Here is a 19,484-nt window from a genome sequence, read left to right as displayed (position 1 = left end):
GCTACTTCCCCAGCGCCTCGGCCGTCCGGGCGCGCCGCGCGAGCACCCCGTCGCGCAGCTCGGCCATCTCCCGCAGCGCGTCCCGCCGGTCGCGCCGGGTGAGCCGGTCCACGTAGAGGCGGCCGTGGAGGTGGTCGGTCTCGTGCTGGAGGCAGCGGGCGAAGTAGCCGTGCCCCTCGACGACGATCGCGTTCCCGTCCTTGTCCCGTCCCCGGACGACGGCGTGGTCGGCGCGCGGGACCGGCTTGTAGGGGCCCGGCACGGAGAGGCAGCCCTCCATCTCGTCGACCAGGCGGCGCGTGGCGACGGGCTCCTCGTCGAGCACGGGGTTGAGGACGTGCCCGGTGTGCCGGACGCCCCAGTCGTCCTCCATGTCCCAGACGAACAGCCGGAGGTCGACGTCCACCTGGTTCGCCGCGAGGCCCGCGCCGTGCGCCACGTGGTTCGTGGCGAACATGTCGTCGATCAGCCGGTCGAGCTCCGGGGTGCCGAACTCGGCGTCCGTGGCCGGGCGCAGGCTCCGGTGCAGCACGTCCTCCCCGATGACCGTGATGCGCCGCACCGCGCCCCGCTCGACCTCCGGCAGCAACCCGTCCGCGCCCATGTCCCTCAACTCCCCGATCCGCTTCCGCACTTGACCCGATGCTTTGCAAGGTAGCAGTCTTTGCAAAGTGACCGAGGAGAACGAGAAGACCGACGCGGCGCCGGACCACAGGACGCTGCCCGACCACCCCGTACGGATCGCGCTGCTCGACCTGCTCGCCGAACTGGGCACCGTCACCTCCACGCAGGCGGCGGCCCGGCTCGGGCACAGCTCGGGCCTGTGCTCGTTCCATCTGCGCCAGCTGGCCCGGCACGGGCTGATCGAGGAGGCCCCGCACGGCGGCGGCCGGGTCCGCCCGTGGCGGCTGCGCTGGGACGACCCGCGCAGCCCCGCCCGGGCCACCGCGCGCACGGTGCACGCCGAGCTGTTCCTGACGCCGGACGAGGCCGACGAGCTCGCCGCGCGGGTACGGGCCCTGACCGCCCCGTACGTCCGGCGCACCGCGCACCCGGAGGGCGCGGCCCGCTGGACCCTGGACGCGGACTTCCGGCCCGCCCCCTGACCTCCCGGCGAGGGCGCTACGCGGAGGGGTCCGGGTCCATCGCCCGGCCGGTCAGGGCCGCGAGCGAGCTGCGGACGTGCTCCATGTGGTCGCGGACCTCCGCGCGGGCCTCGTCGTGCTCGCCCAGGATCCGGTCCGTGTCCTCGGCGATCCGGGCGGCGCGGGCGCGGGCCTGCTCCAGCAGCTCGGCGGTCCGCGCGTCCGCGGCCTCCTGAGCGCGCCGGGCCGACTCCTGCGCCTCGGCGAAGGCCTGCTTCGCCTCCGCGAGGCGGGCCTCGGCGGCGGCCTCGGCGGCCGTCTCGCGTTCGCTCGCGGCGCGGTCGGCGGCGGCCAGCTCGCGCTCGGCGGTGTCGAGGCGTCCGGCCTGGTCCTCGGCCTGGTCGGCGAGCAGGGTCTCGGCGCGGCGCCGGGTCGCGTCGACGTCGGCGAGCGCCTCGTCACGGGCCCGCTTCGCGTCGTGCCGGGCCAGCGTGCGGATCCCGTCGGCCTCGGCCCGCGCCGCGGTCTCCCGGGCCTCGGACCACTCGGCGGCCCGCTCCCCCACGCCGTCGGCGTACGCGCGGGCGGCGTCGCGCAGCGCCTCGGCGGCGTCGGCGGCGGCCTGCGCGGTGGCCTCGGACTCGGCGCGGGCGGCGTGCCGTACCGCCGCGGCCTCCTCCTCGACGAGGTCCAGCAGGCCCCGGGCGCGCTCGCCCAGGGACTCGTAGGTCTGCGGGGCGAGTCCGGCGACGGCCTCGCGCAGCCGCTCCACCTCCGCGACCAGCTCCGCCTCCCGCCCGGTCAGCCCGTCGATCCGCGCCCGGGCCTCCTCGGCGGCCCGGAACAGACCGGCCGCGTACTCCTCGACCTGCTCGGGACGGTAACCGCGCCACCCCCGTACGACGGCGAACCCGAACGGCGAGGACGGCGTACCCGATGCCATCTCGACCCCTCTCCCAGATAGGCGACACAAACGCGACACAAACGCACCACAGGTGACACACCGGTCGACCCGCTCGGTCAAGGATGCGTCAATTGCCGCCGAAAGTCGGAATCGCGCGATCATCGCGGAGGGCGCCGAAGAGCCGCTCGGCCCCCGCCTCGTCCCAGACGACGACGTCGCCGACCCCCGGCAGATCCGGCTCGGAGGCCACCGGCACGGTCGTCGTGGCCTTCGGATCGGACAGCTCGCGGCCCATCTTCGTCAGCTCGGTCAGCCCGGTCCGCTGGTCGACCGTGAGCGCGTCGAGCACGGCGCTCAGGAACGGGATCACCTTCCAGGGCACGGCCAGCACGGACGCGCTGAGCGCCTCGTCCGCGATCGCGTGCACCAGCTCCCGCTGCCGCTCCACCCGCCCGAGGTCGCCGCGCGGATCGGAGTAGCGGGCCCGCGCGTACTGAAGGGCCTGCACCCCGTCCATCTCCTGACAGCCCGCGTCGAAGTCCGCGCCCGACTTCGGATCGTGCAGCCCCCCGGCGGGCACGCACAGGGTGACCCCGCCGAGCGAGTCCACGACGTCCACGAGCCCCAGGAAGCCGATCTCCGCGTAGTGCCCGATCCGCAGCCCCGTCGCCTGCTCGACCGTCCGCGTCAGCAGCCGCGGCCCGCCCAGCGCGTACGCCGCGTTGATCTTGTTCTTGCCGTGCCCCGGGATCGACACGTACGAGTCGCGCGGGATCGACACCAGATACGGGCCGTTGTCCCCGTAGTGCAGGATCATGATCGTGTCGGTGTTCAGGCCCTGGTCGTTGCCGACGTGCAGCTGCTTGCGCTGTTCGGGCGTCAGATCGGAGCGCGAGTCCGAGCCGACGAGCAGCCAGTCGCTGCCGTGCCCCGCCGCGGGCCGCCCCGCGTAGTCCCCCAGCGCCTGCGTCGTCCGCAACCGGCCGTCGGCCCAGAAGTACAGGCCCGCGCCGTACCCGACCACCAGGACGATCACCAGCAGCAGAGCCCACAGGACCCGCCGCTGCCACCGCCGCCGTCGCACGGGACGCGCCCGCGCCGGATTCCCCGCCATGCCCGCATGATGAAGGCGCCCGACCGGTCCCGCAGGTCGAGCGCCCTCAGCATGTCCGTGCCGATGTGTGTCCTACGCCGCTACAGCAGGCCGTCCCACATCTGCTCCAGGAGCACCGACCACCAGGTCTCGGGCGAACCGAGCGCCGCCGGGTCGATCGCGTTCAGCTGCGCCTGGAAGTCGACCGTCCAGCGGCCCGCCTGCTCCGGGTTCAGACCGAAGCGCAGCCGCCACATACGGCCCAGCAGCGCCAGCGAACGGGCGAACTCGGGCAGCCCCGAGTTCACGAACTGCGGCGGCACCGGGCCACCGCCCGGACCCGCCTCCACCGGCACAGCCACGATGTGCGCCGTCCCGTACTGGACGCAGATCGCCTTGCCGAAGTCGCTGCCCATCACCAGGTACGACCCCGCGTCCGAGGCCGGCTGCACCCCACGCTCCGCGGCGAGCTCCGCCAGCGTCGGCACCGGACGGCCCGGCTGGGCCTGCGCCCAGAAGAACGGCCCGAAGTCCGCCGGGAGCCCCGCCACGACCAGGGTGTGCGCGACGACGTCCGGGACGCCCTGCCGCGACACGGCCCGCTGGTCGAACCGGAACACACCCGGACCGAACGCCGCGCCCAGCTCCTGCGCGATGCCCTCCGGAGGCACCGGCGGCATCGGCTGGGCCGGCGGCAGCGGCGCCCGCACCGGGGCGGGCCGCGCCGGACCGTCGGCCACCTGGTGCAGCTCGCCCTGGTGCGCGATCAGCTGCTGCATGCCCTGCTGGCGCGACGCGTGATCGGTGCCGTACGGCGCGATCGACGTGATCCGCGCCTGCGGCCACTGCTCCTTGATCATGCGGGCGCAGTAGGCACCCGGCAGCGCGCAGGACTCCAGCTCCGTGTGGAGCTCCAGGACCTGGTCCGGCGGAATGTTCATCCCGCGCAGCTCGTGGAAGATCTGCCACTCCGGGTGCGGAGTGCCGGGCGCCGAGCGGCGGATCAACTGCTGCTCGGAACCGTCGGGCGCGCGGTAGCGCAGCACCGCCTGGTAGCCGGGGCCCACGGTGGGCTGACCGGCGGGCGGCTGCGGATACCCGTACGCGGCCGGCGGGGCACCCGGGATCTGCTGCCCGGCCACCGGCGGCGGCATCGCGCCGGGCGGCGGGGGCGGCACCGGACCCGGCGCGGCCGGCGCCGGCGGCACCGGACCGGGCGGCATCGGGCCCTGCGGGCCGGGGCTCGCGAGCATCGTCGCCGCGTGGTGGACACCGCCACCGGGCGGCGGAGGCGTGGCACCGGGCGGCTTCGGCGCGCCGGGGGCACCGGGCGGGCCGGGCGGCGGCGGGGTCTGGCCACCGGGAGCACCGGGGACGCCGGGCGGCCCCGGAGGCGGCGGCGCCTGACCGCCCGGACCCTTCACCGGCGGGCCCGCCAGCATCGTCGCCGCGTGGTGCACCCCGCCGCCGGGCGGCGGAGGCGTGGCACCGGGCGGCTTCGGCGCGGCGGGCGGCTGCGGCGCGCCCGGCATCTGCGGCTGCCCGTCGGGGCCGAGCGAGGACACGAGCTGCGTCGGCACGTAGCCGCCCGCGGGCGCGCCCGGGGTGCCCGGGGCACCCGGAGGCGGCGGCGTCTGACCACCGGGAGCACCCGGGGTGCCGGGGGCGCCGGGCGGCGGCGGAGGGTTCCCGGCGCCACCGCGCGCCGGGGGCTGGGCCTTGCTCGTCGCGGCGTCCGCGATGTCACCGGCGCCGGGCGCCAGCGGACGGCCGGACGCGTCCCGCGCACCGGGTCCCTGCGGGTAGCCGTACGAGGGCGCCTCGGGAGCACCCGGGGCGTTCGGCGTGTTCGGCGCGGGCGGCGTCGGCGCGGCCGGCGGCACGGGGGTGCCCGGCGGCGGCGTACCGGGCACGGCGGTGCCCGGAGCGGGCGGCGCCATCGGCGCGGGCCGCTCCTCGCGCAGCGCGGGACTCACGGCGGTCGGCGGCAACTGGCTGCCGCCCGACATCAGCGCGGTCTTCGCCTCCGGGGTCACCCCGGGCGGCGGAGTGTCCTCGGACACCGGCGGCGAGAACACGGTCTCCGGCAGCGGAACCGACCGGTCCTCCTCGTCCCCCACCCCGTTGGTGTCGGTCCCGGCCCACGGCGTGGCATCGGAACCGGCCCCCGGGAAGCCCTGCGGCTCCACCGGCGAGGGCTCGTCGGGCGCGCTCGGGAAACCCTGCGTCTCGGCGACGGCCGGAGCGGGCGCGGGCGCGGGCGGAGGCTCGTACGGCGCGGGCGCCGGCGCGGCCGGAGGCTCGTACGGCGCGGTCGGGGCCGGAGGCTCGTACGCGGAAGAAGGAGCGGGCGCCGACGGGGCCGGAGAAGCCGAGCCACTGTCACGGTTCTCCCGGCGGTCCGGGATGCCCAGCTTGTCCGCCGCCTCCTGGAGCCACTCGGGCGGGCTCAACAGGAACGACGTCTGATTCAGATCCACCCGCTCGGGCGGCTGCGCCGCCGCCGGCTCCGCGGGCACCTCCGGCAGCCCGTACTCCTCCTCGTACCGCCGGATCACCTCACCCACCGGCAGCGCCGGCCACAGCGTGGCCTCCCCGCTGTCCCGGGCGATCACCAGCCGCTGACGGCCGCCGTCGGACACCGGACCGGTCTCCCGGTCCTCCGCCCACACCACGAACCCCAGCTCGAACTCCCGCACCCGCACCTCACGGTGCTGGTAGCCGGGCACATCACCGTTGATCCATTCCTCGGCGCGCTCCTGCGCCTGCGCGAACGTCACCATCGGAGCCTCACTCCCCACCCGTGACCGGGACCGCGCGCGCGAAGCCGCCGTCCACCATCAGGTTCGCCACCGTCTCCAGCTCCGGCGGATTGCCCGCGAGCCGCGACAGGAACGCGTCGAAGTCGTCCCCGCACGGCAGCAGCAGCCGCTCGACCCGCTCCGCGACCGACCAGCCGGCCGTGTCACCGCCGTCGCGCGCGTCGTCGTACGCGCACAGCCACACCGAGCCGATCGCCGCACCCCGCACCTTCACGGCGAGGATGCCGCCCTGCACGAACGCGACACCCAGATAGTCCTTCGTCAGGTGATCGCGCAGACACTTGTTGACGTACACGAGGTCGTTGACCGCGGCCTCGTCGCGCACTGTGAAGAACGGCTGGTCGACCAGGAGCCCCAGCTCCGCGTCGAGCGCCGCGCCCACGGGCGCGCTGCCGCCGCCCGCCTTCAGGAACGACCGGTACGCGCCGGGCAGCCGGTACCCCAGGTCCTCCTCCACACCGAGCACCTGCGCCTCGGTCACCGCGACACCCGACTTCGGCAGTCCGAAGTGCGCGGGCCGCGTGTCCTGCAACGGGCGCGTGCCCCGCTTGTGCTGGTCGACGGCCGTCGTGGCGAGCCCGCCGTGATGCCGCAACAGCGCCTTCACCTCGACCGGCACCAGCTCCAGCCGCCGCGAGGCGCGTACGTGGTGCCAGGTCCAGCCGTGCGGCGTCGCCACCGGCGGGATCGTGTCCCACAACGGGTGACCGGACGCGGCCAGCGCCGCGTTCGCCGACACGTAGTCCGTGAGGCGTAGCTCGTCGACACCGAAGCCCTCCGGGGGCTCGGCGATCTCGGCCGCCGCCCGCGCGTAGGCGGAGAAGTCGGGATAGCCCTCGCCGTCCATCCGCACACCTCTGGGGTGGCGGGCGGCGCGGACCGGGTCCGGGAAGTGCACCACCTGCCCGGCGTAGGCCGCGTTCGGCGGCGCGGTCTGCTGCCCCAGCCGACCTGTCGTCATGGCGGTTGCCCCCTGCGGCACTGTTGACGGTTCCTGGTCGTGACAGCCTATGCGGTTGTACGACACGGGTCACCGGGCCTCCGGTTCCATGACCTGCAGTCACCCCACCGTCACCACCCTGTGACGAACTGGCGTGTCGCGGGGGACCGACTACCGCACCAGCCGCCCCATTTGGCACTCTGTGCAGGCAACCTGGGGGATTGCAGGAGGGGAACCAGACCACATGCACAGCGGTACAGCAGAGCCAGCCACGGCCACGGACACCCGGTCCGAGGCCGACCCGCGCGTCGGCTGGAGCGCCACCGACGCCACCGCCGTACCCGTGCTGCGGGGCCGCCGCGACGGCATCCTGCCCACCGTCGCCGCCGCACTGTCCGTACGCGGCACCACGCTCACCTCGACCGCGGCCCGCGGCGAGCAGGCACCCGCCCTGCACCCGCTCGTCCAGGACTTCCTCGACACCCTCACCAGCGCGCAGCGCGACCGCTTCACCGGACGCTGCGCCGAGGCCATCCTCATCTCCCGGCACCTCGCCGCCTCCGACGCGGAGCGCGCCGAGAAGTCCAAGCGCGCCCGCCGCAAGCCCATGTCGATGAGCGAGGCCCGCAAGGCGCTCAAGCACGCCAAGCTCACGACCCGGCGCATCCGCGAGGACGGCGACCCGCTGCACGGCGGCTTCGCCCGCCCCTGCCGCGCCTGCACCGCGCTGACCGCCCACTTCGGCGTCCACGTCGTCGTGCCCGAGGACGCCGCCGCCGCCGCACCTGGCGACGCCACCGACCCCGCACCCCCGCACCCCGAGGCCGCCCCCTGATGTCCCACCCCGCATCCGCCACCGACGGCGCCACCACCGCCCGCTTCAGCGCCGGCGCCGACACCGTGCTGCGGGCCGCCGGCTGGCGGCCCGGACGCTGGGACATCAAGCAGGCCGAGTTCTGGGCGGACGCCCTGCGCACCCACGTCTCCCCCGCCGGCCACCGGCACAGCGTGTTCCCGGCGGCGGTCGAGGCGTGGGCCGAGTTCGGCGGACTCCACCTCACGCCCACGGGCCCGGGCCGGCACGTCGCCCCCGCCCAGCCCCACCTCGACCCCCTGCACGGGCTCCACATGGCCCGCACCCTCGGCGACCTCGGCCGCGCCCTCGACACCGAGGTCTGCCCCCTCGGCGCCGAATCCGGCACGGAGGCCCTCCTCGCGATCGACTCCGAGGGCCGCGTCTACGTCCTCGACCACAGCGGCGACTGGTACCTCGGCCCCGACATCGACCACGCCCTGGAAACCCTCATCACCGGCACCCATCCACCCCGCCTCACCTCCGGGGGTTGACCGGTTCGATCGCGGGTGCGGGCCGGTGGGGGCTGGTCGCGCAGTTCCCCGCGCCCCTGAGATGCATGGCGCTTCGCGCCGCATCTCCCCGACAAAGGCGCCGCTCGCCTGTCATCTGGGGAAGGCGCGGCGAAGCCGCAGCCTTCCAGGGGCGCGGGGAACTGCGCGACCAGCCCCCACCGGCCCGCAGCCAAAGACCCGCCGGCGGAGCCATGGCGCTCAGCCGACCGGCAAAACCGCCGACACCCGGAACCCGCCCACATCCGTAGCCCCCGCAACAAAAACCCCACCGAGCCCACCCACCCGCTCCTTCATCCCCACCAACCCGTTCCCCCCGGAGGGAAGACCCGCCGAAGCAGCCGCAGGCACCGGCGGCGGCTCGTTCTCCACCTGCATCGCCACCTCCGCCTCCCGGTGCGCCAGCCGCACATACGTCTTCGCCCCGGCCGCATGCTTGTGCACGTTCGTCAGCGCCTCCTGCACCACCCGGTACGCCGTCTGCTCGACCGCCGCCGCATACGCCCGCACCTCCCCCAGCACCGTCAGCTCCACGACCATCCCCGCGGCCCGCGACTGCTCGACCAGTTCCTCGAGCTCCGCCAGACACGGACCCCCCTCCGCGTCCTCCACCTCCACCCGCGAGGCCGCCGCGGCAGCCGCAGCCGCGGCCCCCACCGCCTGCAACGGCACCGCACCCCGCTCCGGCACCGCGTCCCCCGCCCGCAGCACCCCGAGCATCTCCCGCAGCTCCGTCAGCGCCTGCCGCCCCATGTCCCCCACCAGCGCCGCGTTCTTCACCGCCTTCTCCGGATCCTTCCGCGCCACCGCCTGCAACGCCGCCGCGTGCACCACCATCAGCGACACCCGGTGCGCCACCACGTCGTGCATCTCGCGGGCGATCCGCGTCCGCTCCTCACCCCGCGCCCACTCGGCCCGCTCCTCCGCCCGCTCCGCGAGCAGCAGCAACTCCCGCTCCAGCGACTCGTTGCGCTCCGTCAGCGACTCCATCAACCGCCGCCGCGCCCCCACGTACATACCGAACAGCAACGGCGGCGCCGTCACCCCGAGCGAGGTGGTGATGGCGACGAACGGCACGAACCAGCCGCCCACCTCCAGCAGCTTCTCGCTGTGCACCATGTCCTGCTGCGCCCGCACCACGGACACGATCAGCGTCCCGGCGAACGACATGCCCGCCAGCGCCGCGATGATCCGCCGCGGCATCTCGGACGCGGCAAGCGAGTACAGGCCGACGACCGTGAGCAGCACGCCCATCTGCGCGGGCGTCACCGCGACCGACACCAGCACCACCGCGATCGGCCAGCGCCGCCGCAGCAGGAGCGCCGAACCGGTCAGCACCCCGAAGACGATCCCCACCCACGCCGGCAGCCCGGCCTTGTGCGCGAACGGCACCCCTTCCACGGCGCACTCCGCGGCGGACGCCACCGCGAGCCCCACATCGAGCACGGCAGAACGCCGTCGCTCCCACCACCACGGCCCCCCGGCCGCGTCTCGGTGAACTTCCCCCGTCGTGGTCATACCTCCACCCTACGGGCGCCCCCTGCCCGATTTCCGGCGAGTTTCCCCCGCCGCGCGCCCCCACCCGGCGACGCGGAGCGACTCCGCACCGTCGCGGTACCGTCGCATCGGAGGCGCTCGGTACGGCATAGTGTGGGAGGCCCGGCCGTCGGCCTGACGCAATGTCCGGTTCCGGCCGTGATGATCCCCCGTGGTGTAATTGGCAGCACCGTGGCTTTTGGTGCCATTTGTCCGGGTTCGAGTCCTGGCGGGGGAGCAACTTTCGAGACGGGGCCCGATCCATCGGTCGGGCCCCGTCCCCGTTTGAGGCCCAAAACGCCCCGGTATCCTGCGGATGTCCACCCGAACAGACATCCTGAGGGGCACACCCGTGAGCGCCACAAGCCCGGCCGCCGTCGTCGTTCTCGCCGCGGGTGAGGGCACCCGTATGAAGTCGGCCACCCCGAAAGTCCTGCACGAGCTGTGCGGCCGGTCGCTGGTCGGTCATGTGCTGGCCGCCGCGCGGGAGTTGACGCCCGAGCAGCTCGTCGTGGTCGTCGGGCACGAGCGCGAGAAGGTCGCCGCGCACGTCACCGAGATCGACGCCGCCGCCCTCACGGCCGTGCAGGCGGAGCAGAACGGGACGGGGCACGCCGTGCGGATGGGCCTGGAGGGGCTCGACGGCGCGGTCGAGGGCACGGTCGTGGTGGTGTGCGGCGACACGCCGCTGCTGACCGGCGAGACGCTGAAGGACCTGGCCGGCACGCACGAGGCCGACGGGAACGCGGTGACGGTGCTGACCGCCGAGGTCCCGGACGCCACGGGCTACGGCCGCATCGTGCGCGACGCGGCCACGGGCGCCGTCACGGCGATCGTGGAGCACAAGGACGCCTCCGCGGCGCAGCGTGCGATCCGTGAGATCAACTCGGGTGTGTTCGCGTTCGACGGCCGGCTGCTCGTGGAGGCGCTGCGGCAGGTACGTACGGACAACAGTCAGGGTGAGGAGTACCTGACGGACGTGCTGGGGATCCTGCGCGAGGCGGGGCACCGGGTGGGTGCGTCCGTGGCGCGTGATCACCGTGAGATCGCGGGGATCAACAACCGGGTGCAGCTGTCCGAGGCGCGCCGGATTCTCAACGACCGGCTGCTGGAGCGGGCGATGCTCGCCGGGGTGACGGTCGTGGATCCCGCGAGCACGCTGATCGACGTGACGGTGACGTTCGGGCAGGACGCGACGGTGCTGCCGTCGACGCAGCTGCACGGGGCGACGCACATCGCCGAGGGCGCCGTCGTGGGCCCGAACACGCGGCTGACGGACACGCGGGTGGGCGCCGGGGCGCGGGTCGACAACACGGTCGCGGACAGCGCCGAGATCGGCCCGGAGGCCTCGGTGGGCCCGTTCGCGTATCTGCGTCCGGGGTCGCGGCTCGGTGTGAAGTCGAAGATCGGCACGTTCGTGGAGACGAAGAACTCGTCGATCGGTGAGGCGACGAAGGTGCCGCACCTGTCGTACGTGGGCGACGCGACGATCGGCGACTTCACGAACATCGGCGCCGCGAGCGTGTTCGTGAACTACGACGGCGAGGCGAAGCACCACTCGGTCGTCGGGTCGCACTGCAAGACCGGTTCGGACAACATGTTTGTGGCGCCTGTCACCATCGGGGACGGTGCTTACACGGCTGCGGGCTCCGTGATCACGAAGGACGTACCGGCCGGTTCGCTGGCCGTCGCCCGGGGCCAGCAAAGGAATATCGAGGGTTGGGTGGCCCGAAAGCGTCCGGGGAGCGCGGCCGCGAAGGCGGCGGAAGCGGCCTCCCGGAATCCGGAAACCGCAGACTGACGCGGTCTGACCGGAATCAGGTGCGTCCGACACGGCGTACCGTGATAGGTGCACACGATTCGCCTGGCTCGCTGCTATAGGGACGCGCGGGCAGCTGGGGCGCGACGAACTCGTCTGAGGAGACTAGTGCTGTGACCGGGATCAAGACGCAGGGCGAGAAGAAGTTGATGCTCTTCTCTGGCCGCGCCCACCCCGAGCTTGCCGAGGAGGTCGCGCACCAGCTCGGTGTCGGGATCGTCCCGACGAAGGCTTTCGATTTCGCCAACGGCGAGATCTACGTCCGCTACCAGGAGTCCGCTCGCGGCGCCGACTGCTTCCTGATCCAGAGCCACACGGCTCCGATCAACAAGTGGATCATGGAGCAGCTGATCATGATCGACGCGCTGAAGCGCGCGTCGGCTCGCTCCATCACGGTGATCGTGCCGTTCTACGGTTACGCGCGGCAGGACAAGAAGCACCGTGGACGTGAACCGATCTCGGCGCGTCTGATCGCGGATCTGATGAAGACCGCGGGTGCCGACCGGATTCTCACGGTCGACCTGCACACGGACCAGATCCAGGGCTTCTTCGACGGCCCGGTGGACCACCTGTTCGCGCTGCCGATCCTGGCGGACTACGTGGGCGCGAAGGTCGACCGTGACAAGCTCACCGTGGTGTCGCCGGACGCCGGCCGCGTGCGGGTGGCGGACCGCTGGTGCGACCGTCTGGGCGCGCCGCTGGCGATCGTCCACAAGCGGCGCGACAAGGACGTGGCGAACCAGGTCACGGTCCACGAGGTCGTGGGTGACGTGAAGGGCCGCGTGTGCGTGCTCGTCGACGACATGATCGACACGGGCGGCACGATCTGCGCCGCCGCGGACGCGCTGTTCGCGCACGGTGCGGAGGACGTCATCGTGACGGCGACGCACGGCGTGCTGTCGGGTCCGGCCGCGGACCGGCTGAAGAACTCGAAGGTGAGCGAGTTCGTGTTCACGGACACGCTGCCGACGCCGGGCGAGCTGGAGCTCGACAAGATCACGGTCCTGTCGATCGCGCCGACGATCGCCTCCGCGGTGCGTGAGGTCTTCGAGGACGGTTCGGTGACGAGCCTCTTCGAGGGCGAGGCCTGAGCGGCCTAGCTCGTAGATCCATTTGGTGCGGCCTTCCGCGCCGGGTAACCTGTCAAAGTTGCTCGGCGAGGGAGGCCGCACTTCTGTTCTCAGAGGTCGCGGCGGTCCGTTATCGACGCGCTCTTCGTAGCAGGCCGTTCGTGGCCGGGTGACTCTTTCCCCAGATCTACGAGGAGTTGAAGAGCATGTCCGAGGTCAAGCTCGCCGCCGAGACCCGTTCCGAGTTCGGCAAGGGTGCCGCCCGCCGCATCCGCCGCGAGGCCAAGGTTCCCGCGGTTCTGTACGGGCACGGTTCCGAGCCGGTCCACATCACGCTGCCGGGCCACGAGCTGCAGCTCGCCCTGCGTACGCCGAACGTCCTGATCTCCCTGGACATCGACGGCAAGGGCAACGAGCTCGCGATCCCGAAGGCCATCCAGCGTGACCCGCTGAAGGGCTTCCTGGAGCACGTCGACCTGCTGCTCGTGAAGCGCGGCGAGAAGGTCACCGTCGAGCTCCCGATCGTCACCGAGGGCGAGCTCGCCGCCGGTGGCAACCTGCTCGAGCACGTGCTGAACACCCTTCCGGTCGAGGCCGAGGCCACGCACATCCCCGAGTCGGTCACGGTCTCCGTGGCGGGCCTGGAGGCCGGTGCCTCGATCCACGCCAAGGACATCACGCTGCCCTCGGGCACCACGCTGGCGACCGACGGCGACGCCGTCGTGCTGCAGGTCCTGGCCGCGCAGGCCGAGGAGGCCCCGGCCGAGGCCGCGGGTGACGAGGCCGCCGCGGAGGCCTGAGCCTTCGAGGTCGTCTGACCTGGTGTACGGGGTGGTGGGCGCGGCCTGCCACCCCGTACCGCTGTTCTGACCCGCTCACCTGTCTCACCCGTCTTCCACACGTCTCTACGCGAGGAATGTGCATGTCCGACGAGAACGCTCCCTGGCTGATCGCCGGCCTGGGCAACCCCGGTCCCGAGTACGCGATGAACCGGCACAACGTCGGTTTCATGGTGGCCGATCTGCTGGCGCAGCGGATGGGGGCGAAGTTCAAGCGGGCGACCAAGGGGCAGGCCCAGGTCGTCGAGGGGCGGATCGGTCCGCCCGGGCCGGCGAACCGGCGGGTGATCCTCGCGAAGCCGATGTCGTTCATGAACGTGTCGGGTGGCCCGGTGACGGCGCTGAGCGACTTCTACAAGGTGCCGACCGCGCACATCGTCGCGGTGCACGACGAGCTGGACATCGACTACGGGGTGCTGCGGCTGAAGCTGGGCGGCGGCGACAACGGGCACAACGGTCTGAAGTCGATCACGAAGGCGCTGGGCAGCGACTACCACCGGGTGCGTTTCGGGATCGGTCGTCCGCCGGGCCGGATGCAGGTCGCGGACTTCGTGCTGAAGGACTTCTCGTCGGCGGAGCGCAAGGAGCTCGACTACTTCGTGGACCGGGCGGCGGATGCCGTGGAGGCGCTGGTCATCGAGGGTCTGGAGCGCGCGCAGTCGACGTACAACTCGTGAGTTCACGGGTTACGGCGGACAACTGGCGACCTGTGCGGACTTTCCCCGGCAGGAGTTGACCGGGCCGGGGTGGATGGCCAAGGATCCCCGCCATGTTGGCTGTCACCCGGCAGGTCGCGGCGGGCGTGCTCGCCGTGTTGTTGCTGATCACCGGCGTGTGGGCGTCCTGGGGGTCGGCCCAGCACGTCGTGTTCCCGTCGGGCCGTGAGCGGGGCGAGATGACCGTGGCGCGGTGTGCGGGCGAGGTGTGTTCCGGCCCGTTCGCGCCGGCGTCGCCGGTCGCGGTGCGGCATGCGCGGGTGACGCTCGACCGGTCGGTGGGCGTGGTGAAGGGGGCCCGCATTCCGGTGGTGCTCAAGCCGGGTTCGACGTCCGCGGTGCGGGCGGGCGGGCCCGGCTTTCTGCGTGCGTGGGTGCCGCTGGGCGGGGCGTTGCTGCTGGCCGCGGTGGTGGTCGCGGGCGGATTGCGGCGCCGGCGCCTCGCGTGGGTGACGGGAGGCGCCGGGTTCGCTCTGCTGACGGCGGCTTTTGTCGCGGTCGGCCTGTGAGGTCGTACGGGGTCAGCCGGTGTTGCGCAGGCCGGCGGCGACTCCGTTGACGGTGAGCAGAAGGGCGCGGGCCAGGGTCGGGTCCGGTTCCTGGCCCGCGGCGGCGTCGTCGCGCTGGCGCTTGAGCAGGGCGACCTGGAGGTAGGAGATCGGGTCCAGGTAGGCGTCGCGGATGTCGAAGGTCTGCTTGAGGACGGGCTCGGCGTCGAGGAGTTCCTTCTCGCCGGTGACGCGGAGGATCTCCTGGACGGTGAGGGCGTGCTCGGTCTCGATCTCGGTGAAGACGTGCCGCAGGTTCTCGGGGACGAGCGTCTCGACGTAGTGGCGGGCGATCCGCAGGTCGGTCTTGGCGAGCGTCATCTCGACGTTGGAGATGAAGTTGCGGAAGAAGTGCCACTTCTCGTGCATCTCGTCGAGGACCGTGTCGAGGCCGGCCTCGCGCAGGGCCTTCAGGCCGGAGCCGACGCCGTACCAGCCGGGGACGATCTGGCGGGACTGGGTCCAGCCGAAGACCCACGGGATGGCGCGCAGGCCGTCGAGGGAGACGCCGGAGCCGGGGCGGCGGGAGGGCCGCGAGCCGAGGTGGAGGTCGGCGAGCTGGTCGACGGGGGTGGAGGCGACGAAGTACGTCGGCAGGTCCGGGTCCTCGACCAGCTTGCGGTACGCGGCGTGGGCGGCGTCGGAGACGAGGTCCATCGCGGCGTCCCAGCGGGCGAGGGCCTCGTCGGACTGGCGCGGCGCGGTGTGCAGGGCGGAGGCCTGGAGCGTGGCGGCGACGGTCAGTTCGAGGTTCTCGCGGGCCAGGGACGGCACGAGGTACTTGTCGGAGATGACCTCGCCCTGCTCGGTGACCTTGATCTCGCCTTCGAGGGTGCCCCAGGGCTGGGCGAGGATCGCGTCGTGCGAGGGGCCGCCGCCGCGGCCGACGGTGCCGCCGCGGCCGTGGAAGAGGCGCAGGCGGACGCCGTAGCGGTGGGCGACGTCGCGCAGCCGGCGCTGGGCGCGGTGGATCTCCCACTGGGAGGTGGTGATGCCGCCGAACTTGGAGGAGTCGGAGTAGCCGAGCATGACCTCCTGGACGTCACCGTTGAGGGCGACGAGCCGGCGGTAGGACGGGTCGGCGAGCATGTCCTCGAGGATCGTGTCGGCGGCCTTGAGCTCGTCCGTCGTCTCCAGGAGGGGCACGATGCCGATCTTGGCCCAGCCGGCGTGGAGGTCGATGAGTCCGGCCTCGCGGGCGAGGACGGCGGCGGCGAAGACGTCGTCGGCGCCCTGGCACATCGAGATGATGTACGACTCGATGACCTCGGGCCCGAAGACCTCCAGGGCCTTCTTCACGGTGTGGAAGACGCCGAGGGTCTTCTCGCCGGCGGCGTCGAGCGGTGCCGGGGTGGGGGCCAGCGGCCTGCGCGACCTGAGCTCCTTGGCGAGCAGCTTGCCGCGGTAGTCGCGGGGCATGTCGGCGTAGCGCCAGGACTCCTCGCCGAGCCGGTCGAAGAGCTGACCGAGGGCGTGGTGGTGGGCGTCGGCGTGCTCGCGGACGTCCATCGTGGCGAGCTGCAGACCGAAGGCGGCGAGCGTACGGATCGTACGGTTCATGCGGCCTTCGGCGAACAGGCCGCCGCGGTGCTCGCGCAGGGAGGTCTGGATGAGGGTCAGGTCGGCGAGGAGCTCGGTGGTGCCGAGGTAGTCGCGGCCGGGCTCGTGCGGGGTGTTCTTCGCGAGCCGGGTCTTGGTGTTCTCGAGCTTCTGGCGGATCGCGGTGGCCTTGAGCCGGTAGGGCTCCTCCGCGTTGAGCCGCTTGTAGCGGGGGCTGATCTCGGGCAGCAGTTCGAGGTCGGCGGCGAGGGAGGTGAGCAGTTCCTCGGTGGCGCCGGTGTAGCGGATCGAGTTCGACAGGAAGCCGCGCAGCTCGTCGATCATGTCGAGGGCGTCGTTGATGCCGTGCTCGTGCTGGAGGATCAGGACGTCCCAGGTGACCTGGGGGGTCACGTTCGGGTTGCCGTCGCGGTCGCCGCCGATCCAGGTGCCGAAGGTGAGCGGCCGGGTGTCCTCGGGGAGGGTGAGGCCGACGCGCTCGAGCTCGGCGGTGAGGTCTTCGAGGACGTCACCGACGGCGCCCGCGTGCAGCTCGTCGAGGTAGTAGATCGCGTTGCGCGACTCGTCGGTCACCTCGGGGCGCACGACGCGCAGCTCGTCGGTCTGCCACACCAGGTCGATGTTCTCGGCGAGGCGGGTGTCGTAGCGGCGGCGGTCGGTCTCCAGGACCGGCGTCTCCAGGAGCTCGGCGATGCGGCGGAGCTTGCCGAGGACGGAGCGGCGGGCGGCCTCGGTGGGGTGGGCGGTGAAGACGGGCCGGACGTTCAGATTGCGGACGGTGTCGCGCAGGTGGTCCGGGTCGGCGTCCTTGAGCCGGTCGGCGGTGCGGGCGAGGAGTCCGCCCTCGGCGGCGCGCTTGGCGCGCAGCTCGCGACCGCGGTGGACCTGCTCGGTCACGTTGGCCAGGTGGAAGTAGGTGGAGAAGGCGCGGACGAGCTTGGCGGCGGTCTCCAGCTCGGTGCCGCGCAGCAGCTCGGCAGCGGCCTCGCCGTCCTCGCGCGTCAGGCGGCGGACTTTCTCGACCAGCTCGAGGAGCTCGGGCCCTTCCTGGCGGACGAGCGTCTCGCCCAGCAGGTCACCCAGGCGGCGGATGTCGGCACGCAGTTCGGGGCTGGTGCTCGTCGAAGCGGTCTGATCGGCACTGCTCACAGGTGCGGCTCCTTGCAGTGGTGAAGCTCATCTGGAGGGGAGAGTCCCGGAACCGGGTATGAGTCCCGGGTGGAGATTCAGAGCGGACCGCGCTGTCCGACCGTTTCCAAGGATATGTGCCTGCCTGGGCGGCACGGCCCGGGGCCTGCGGGTCGTGCCTCGCGACACGGCCTTGCCGCCGGACACCGCGCTGCCATACTTACGACGCCGTAGGTTACGGAACCGTAGGCAAGCATGTCCGCGGATCTCCGTGGATCTCCTGACCCGTCTCAGGCCCGTTCAACCCTCCCTACCCTCGACCCACAGGGGACTCCCATGGCCACACGCTCCGATGTGATGGAAGACGCACCGCGGGGACCGTCCGGCGCGTCGTCCGCCACGACACCCTCGGCGACCCTGGGCGGCGAGCAGAAACGCTCGCTCGAACAGATCACGCTGCTCCTCTTCATCATCGTGCCCTTCCTCGCCGTCCTCGCGGCCGTGCCGCTGGCCTGGGGCTGGGGCGTGAGCTGGCTCGATCTGAGCCTGCTCGTCTTCTTCTACTACCTGGGCTGCCACGGCATCACGATCGGCTTCCACCGCTACTTCACGCACGGCTCCTTCAAGGCGAAGCGCCCGCTGCGCATCGCGCTGGCGGTCGCGGGTTCGATGGCGGTGGAGGGCCCGCTGGTCCGCTGGGTCGCCGATCACCGCAAGCACCACAAGTTCTCCGACGCGGACGGCGACCCGCATTCGCCGTGGCGCTACGGGGACACGGTCCCGGCGCTGATGAAGGGCCTGTGGTGGGCGCACATCGGCTGGATGTTCGACGAGGAGCAGACCTCGCAGGAGAAGTACGCGCCCGATCTGATCAAGGATCCGGCCATCCGGGCGGTCTCCCGGCAGTTCGTGCTGTGGACGCTGCTGTCACTGAGCCTGCCGGCGCTGATCGGCGGTCTGGTGACGATGTCCTGGTGGGGCGCGTTCACCGGGTTCTTCTGGGGCTCGCTGGTCCGGGTGGCGCTGCTGCACCACGTGACCTGGTCGATCAACTCGATCTGCCACGCGGTCGGCAAGCGCCCCTTCAAGTCCCGTGACCGCTCGGGCAACGTGTGGTGGCTGGCCGTCCTGTCCTGCGGCGAGTCCTGGCACAACCTGCACCACGCGGACCCGACCTCGGCCCGGCACGGGGTGATGCGCGGGCAGATCGACTCCTCCGCGCGGCTGATCCGCTGGTTCGAGCAGCTGGGCTGGGCGAGCGACGTGCGCTGGCCGTCGAAGGAGCGCATCGCCGCCCGCCGCAAGCCGCAGGCGGCCGACGCGGCGTGACCGGAGACAGGCATGATGGGGTGGTGGCGACCGACTCCAGCACCCCGAGCAATGCGAGCAGCGACCGGCCCGAGAAGCCGCGGCGGGCGCGCCGGACGCGGATGACGGGGGCCGAGCGGCGTCAGCAACTCCTAGAGATCGGGCGGACGGTGTTCGCGGCCAAGGGGTTCGAGGGCACGTCGGTGGAGGAGATCGCGGCGAAGGCCGGGGTGTCCAAGCCGGTGGTGTACGAGCACTTCGGCGGCAAGGAGGGGCTGTACGCGGTGGTCGTGGACCGCGAGATGCGTCAGCTTCTGGACATGGTGACGAGTTCGCTGACGGCCGGCCACCCGCGCGAGCTGTGCGAGCAGGCCGCCTTCGCCCTCCTCGACTACATCGAGGAGTACACGGACGGTTTCCGCATCCTGGTCCGTGACTCCCCCATCCCGCAGTCCACGGGTTCGTTCGCGTCCCTGATCTCCGACATCGCCACGCAGGTCGAGGACATCCTGGGCCGCGAGTTCAAGACCCGCGGCTTCGACCCGAAGCTCGCGCCGCTGTACGCGCAGGCGCTGGTCGGGATGGTCGCGCTGACGGGGCAGTGGTGGCTGGACGCCCGCAAGCCGGGGAAGGCCGAGGTGGCCGCGCACCTGGTCAATCTGGCCTGGCACGGATTGGACGGCCTGGAGCCGAAGCCGCGCCTGATAGGGCACCGGAAGAGTTGATCTCGGGGTTGTCCAGGTGCGGGTGG

17 protein-coding genes and 1 tRNA gene are annotated in these 19,484 nt (G+C 72.5%); 11 read left to right on the top strand and 7 right to left on the bottom strand.

Going from position 1 to position 19,484, the window contains the following annotated elements:
• Window position 1 precedes the first annotated feature (1 nt).
• A complete protein-coding gene (gene def, locus ACZ4E1_RS33050; protein ID WP_467546588.1) occupies window positions 2-604 on the bottom strand; it encodes a peptide deformylase in 603 nt (200 codons plus the stop codon).
• Window positions 605-671: 67 nt separating this feature from the next.
• Between def and ACZ4E1_RS33045 the strand changes: the two genes are divergently transcribed.
• Complete coding sequence (locus tag ACZ4E1_RS33045) at window positions 672-1,106, top strand: helix-turn-helix domain-containing protein (RefSeq protein WP_467546466.1); 435 nt, start codon at window positions 672-674, stop codon at window positions 1,104-1,106.
• Window positions 1,107-1,122: 16 nt separating this feature from the next.
• On the opposite strand, the gene ACZ4E1_RS33040 is transcribed toward ACZ4E1_RS33045, so the two are convergent.
• The 4 genes from ACZ4E1_RS33040 to ACZ4E1_RS33025 all read right to left on the bottom strand — a co-directional run bounded on the left by ACZ4E1_RS33040 (window position 1,123) and on the right by ACZ4E1_RS33025 (window position 6,865).
• A complete protein-coding gene (locus tag ACZ4E1_RS33040) occupies window positions 1,123-2,028 on the bottom strand; it encodes a cellulose-binding protein (protein ID WP_467546464.1) in 906 nt (301 codons plus the stop codon).
• Between the two features lie 88 nt (window positions 2,029-2,116).
• Window positions 2,117-3,103, bottom strand: a complete 987-nt coding sequence (locus ACZ4E1_RS33035; RefSeq protein ID WP_467546462.1) for an LCP family protein — start codon at window positions 3,101-3,103, stop codon at window positions 2,117-2,119.
• Between the two features lie 80 nt (window positions 3,104-3,183).
• Window positions 3,184-5,865: an SUKH-4 family immunity protein gene (locus tag ACZ4E1_RS33030; RefSeq protein ID WP_467546460.1), complete on the bottom strand. Its 2,682-nt coding sequence runs from the start codon at window positions 5,863-5,865 to the stop codon at window positions 3,184-3,186.
• A gap of 7 nt (window positions 5,866-5,872) precedes the next feature.
• A complete protein-coding gene (locus ACZ4E1_RS33025) occupies window positions 5,873-6,865 on the bottom strand; it encodes an SMI1/KNR4 family protein (RefSeq protein ID WP_467546458.1) in 993 nt (330 codons plus the stop codon).
• 223 nt (window positions 6,866-7,088) lie between these two features.
• Between ACZ4E1_RS33025 and ACZ4E1_RS33020 the strand changes: the two genes are divergently transcribed.
• Both ACZ4E1_RS33020 and ACZ4E1_RS33015 read left to right on the top strand, forming a co-directional pair.
• Window positions 7,089-7,679: a YwqJ-related putative deaminase gene (locus ACZ4E1_RS33020; RefSeq protein ID WP_467546456.1), complete on the top strand. Its 591-nt coding sequence runs from the start codon at window positions 7,089-7,091 to the stop codon at window positions 7,677-7,679.
• Entirely contained in the window at window positions 7,679-8,191 is a 513-nt protein-coding gene (locus ACZ4E1_RS33015; protein WP_467546454.1) for an SUKH-3 domain-containing protein, read from the top strand. Before ACZ4E1_RS33020 ends, ACZ4E1_RS33015 begins: the two co-directional genes overlap by 1 nt.
• Window positions 8,192-8,410: 219 nt before the next feature.
• Here the strand turns inward: ACZ4E1_RS33015 and ACZ4E1_RS33010 are convergent, their stop codons facing one another.
• On the bottom strand, window positions 8,411-9,727 hold the full coding sequence (locus tag ACZ4E1_RS33010; RefSeq protein ID WP_467546452.1) for a sensor histidine kinase: 1,317 nt from the start codon (window positions 9,725-9,727) through the stop codon (window positions 8,411-8,413).
• 184 nt (window positions 9,728-9,911) lie between these two features.
• Here ACZ4E1_RS33010 and ACZ4E1_RS33005 point away from each other — a divergent pair.
• From ACZ4E1_RS33005 to ACZ4E1_RS32980, 6 genes are all read left to right on the top strand, one after another.
• A tRNA-Gln gene (locus ACZ4E1_RS33005) sits at window positions 9,912-9,983 on the top strand.
• A gap of 114 nt (window positions 9,984-10,097) precedes the next feature.
• The gene (gene glmU, locus ACZ4E1_RS33000) at window positions 10,098-11,546 is read left to right on the top strand and encodes a bifunctional UDP-N-acetylglucosamine diphosphorylase/glucosamine-1-phosphate N-acetyltransferase GlmU (RefSeq protein WP_467546450.1); all 1,449 of its coding nucleotides are present in this window, start codon (window positions 10,098-10,100) and stop codon (window positions 11,544-11,546) included.
• 131 nt (window positions 11,547-11,677) lie between these two features.
• Window positions 11,678-12,655 (top strand): ribose-phosphate diphosphokinase, encoded by a 978-nt coding sequence (locus ACZ4E1_RS32995; RefSeq protein WP_188338454.1) that lies wholly within the window; start codon window positions 11,678-11,680, stop codon window positions 12,653-12,655.
• Between the two features lie 185 nt (window positions 12,656-12,840).
• Window positions 12,841-13,434, top strand: a complete 594-nt coding sequence (locus ACZ4E1_RS32990) for a 50S ribosomal protein L25/general stress protein Ctc (RefSeq protein WP_467546448.1) — start codon at window positions 12,841-12,843, stop codon at window positions 13,432-13,434.
• Between the two features lie 116 nt (window positions 13,435-13,550).
• Complete coding sequence (pth, locus tag ACZ4E1_RS32985) at window positions 13,551-14,150, top strand: aminoacyl-tRNA hydrolase (RefSeq protein ID WP_467546446.1); 600 nt, start codon at window positions 13,551-13,553, stop codon at window positions 14,148-14,150.
• A gap of 92 nt (window positions 14,151-14,242) precedes the next feature.
• Window positions 14,243-14,698, top strand: coding sequence for a hypothetical protein (locus ACZ4E1_RS32980; RefSeq protein WP_467546444.1), 456 nt, complete (start codon window positions 14,243-14,245; stop codon window positions 14,696-14,698).
• A 12-nt stretch (window positions 14,699-14,710) separates the two neighbouring features.
• On the opposite strand, the gene ppc is transcribed toward ACZ4E1_RS32980, so the two are convergent.
• On the bottom strand, window positions 14,711-17,446 hold the full coding sequence (gene ppc, locus ACZ4E1_RS32975; RefSeq protein WP_467546442.1) for a phosphoenolpyruvate carboxylase: 2,736 nt from the start codon (window positions 17,444-17,446) through the stop codon (window positions 14,711-14,713).
• A 315-nt stretch (window positions 17,447-17,761) separates the two neighbouring features.
• Here ppc and ACZ4E1_RS32970 point away from each other — a divergent pair, with 315 nt between their 5' ends.
• Together ACZ4E1_RS32970 and ACZ4E1_RS32965 are read left to right on the top strand one after the other, a co-directional pair.
• The gene (locus ACZ4E1_RS32970) at window positions 17,762-18,754 is read left to right on the top strand and encodes an acyl-CoA desaturase (protein WP_467546440.1); all 993 of its coding nucleotides are present in this window, start codon (window positions 17,762-17,764) and stop codon (window positions 18,752-18,754) included.
• Window positions 18,755-18,777: 23 nt separating this feature from the next.
• A complete protein-coding gene (locus ACZ4E1_RS32965) occupies window positions 18,778-19,458 on the top strand; it encodes a TetR/AcrR family transcriptional regulator (protein WP_467546438.1) in 681 nt (226 codons plus the stop codon).
• Window positions 19,459-19,484: the final 26 nt, after the last annotated feature.

The organism is Streptomyces sp. NPDC025806 (assembly GCF_055558275.1).
The sequence above is the reverse complement of the archived record's forward strand: the minus strand, read 5'-3'. Positions and strand labels throughout refer to the sequence as shown.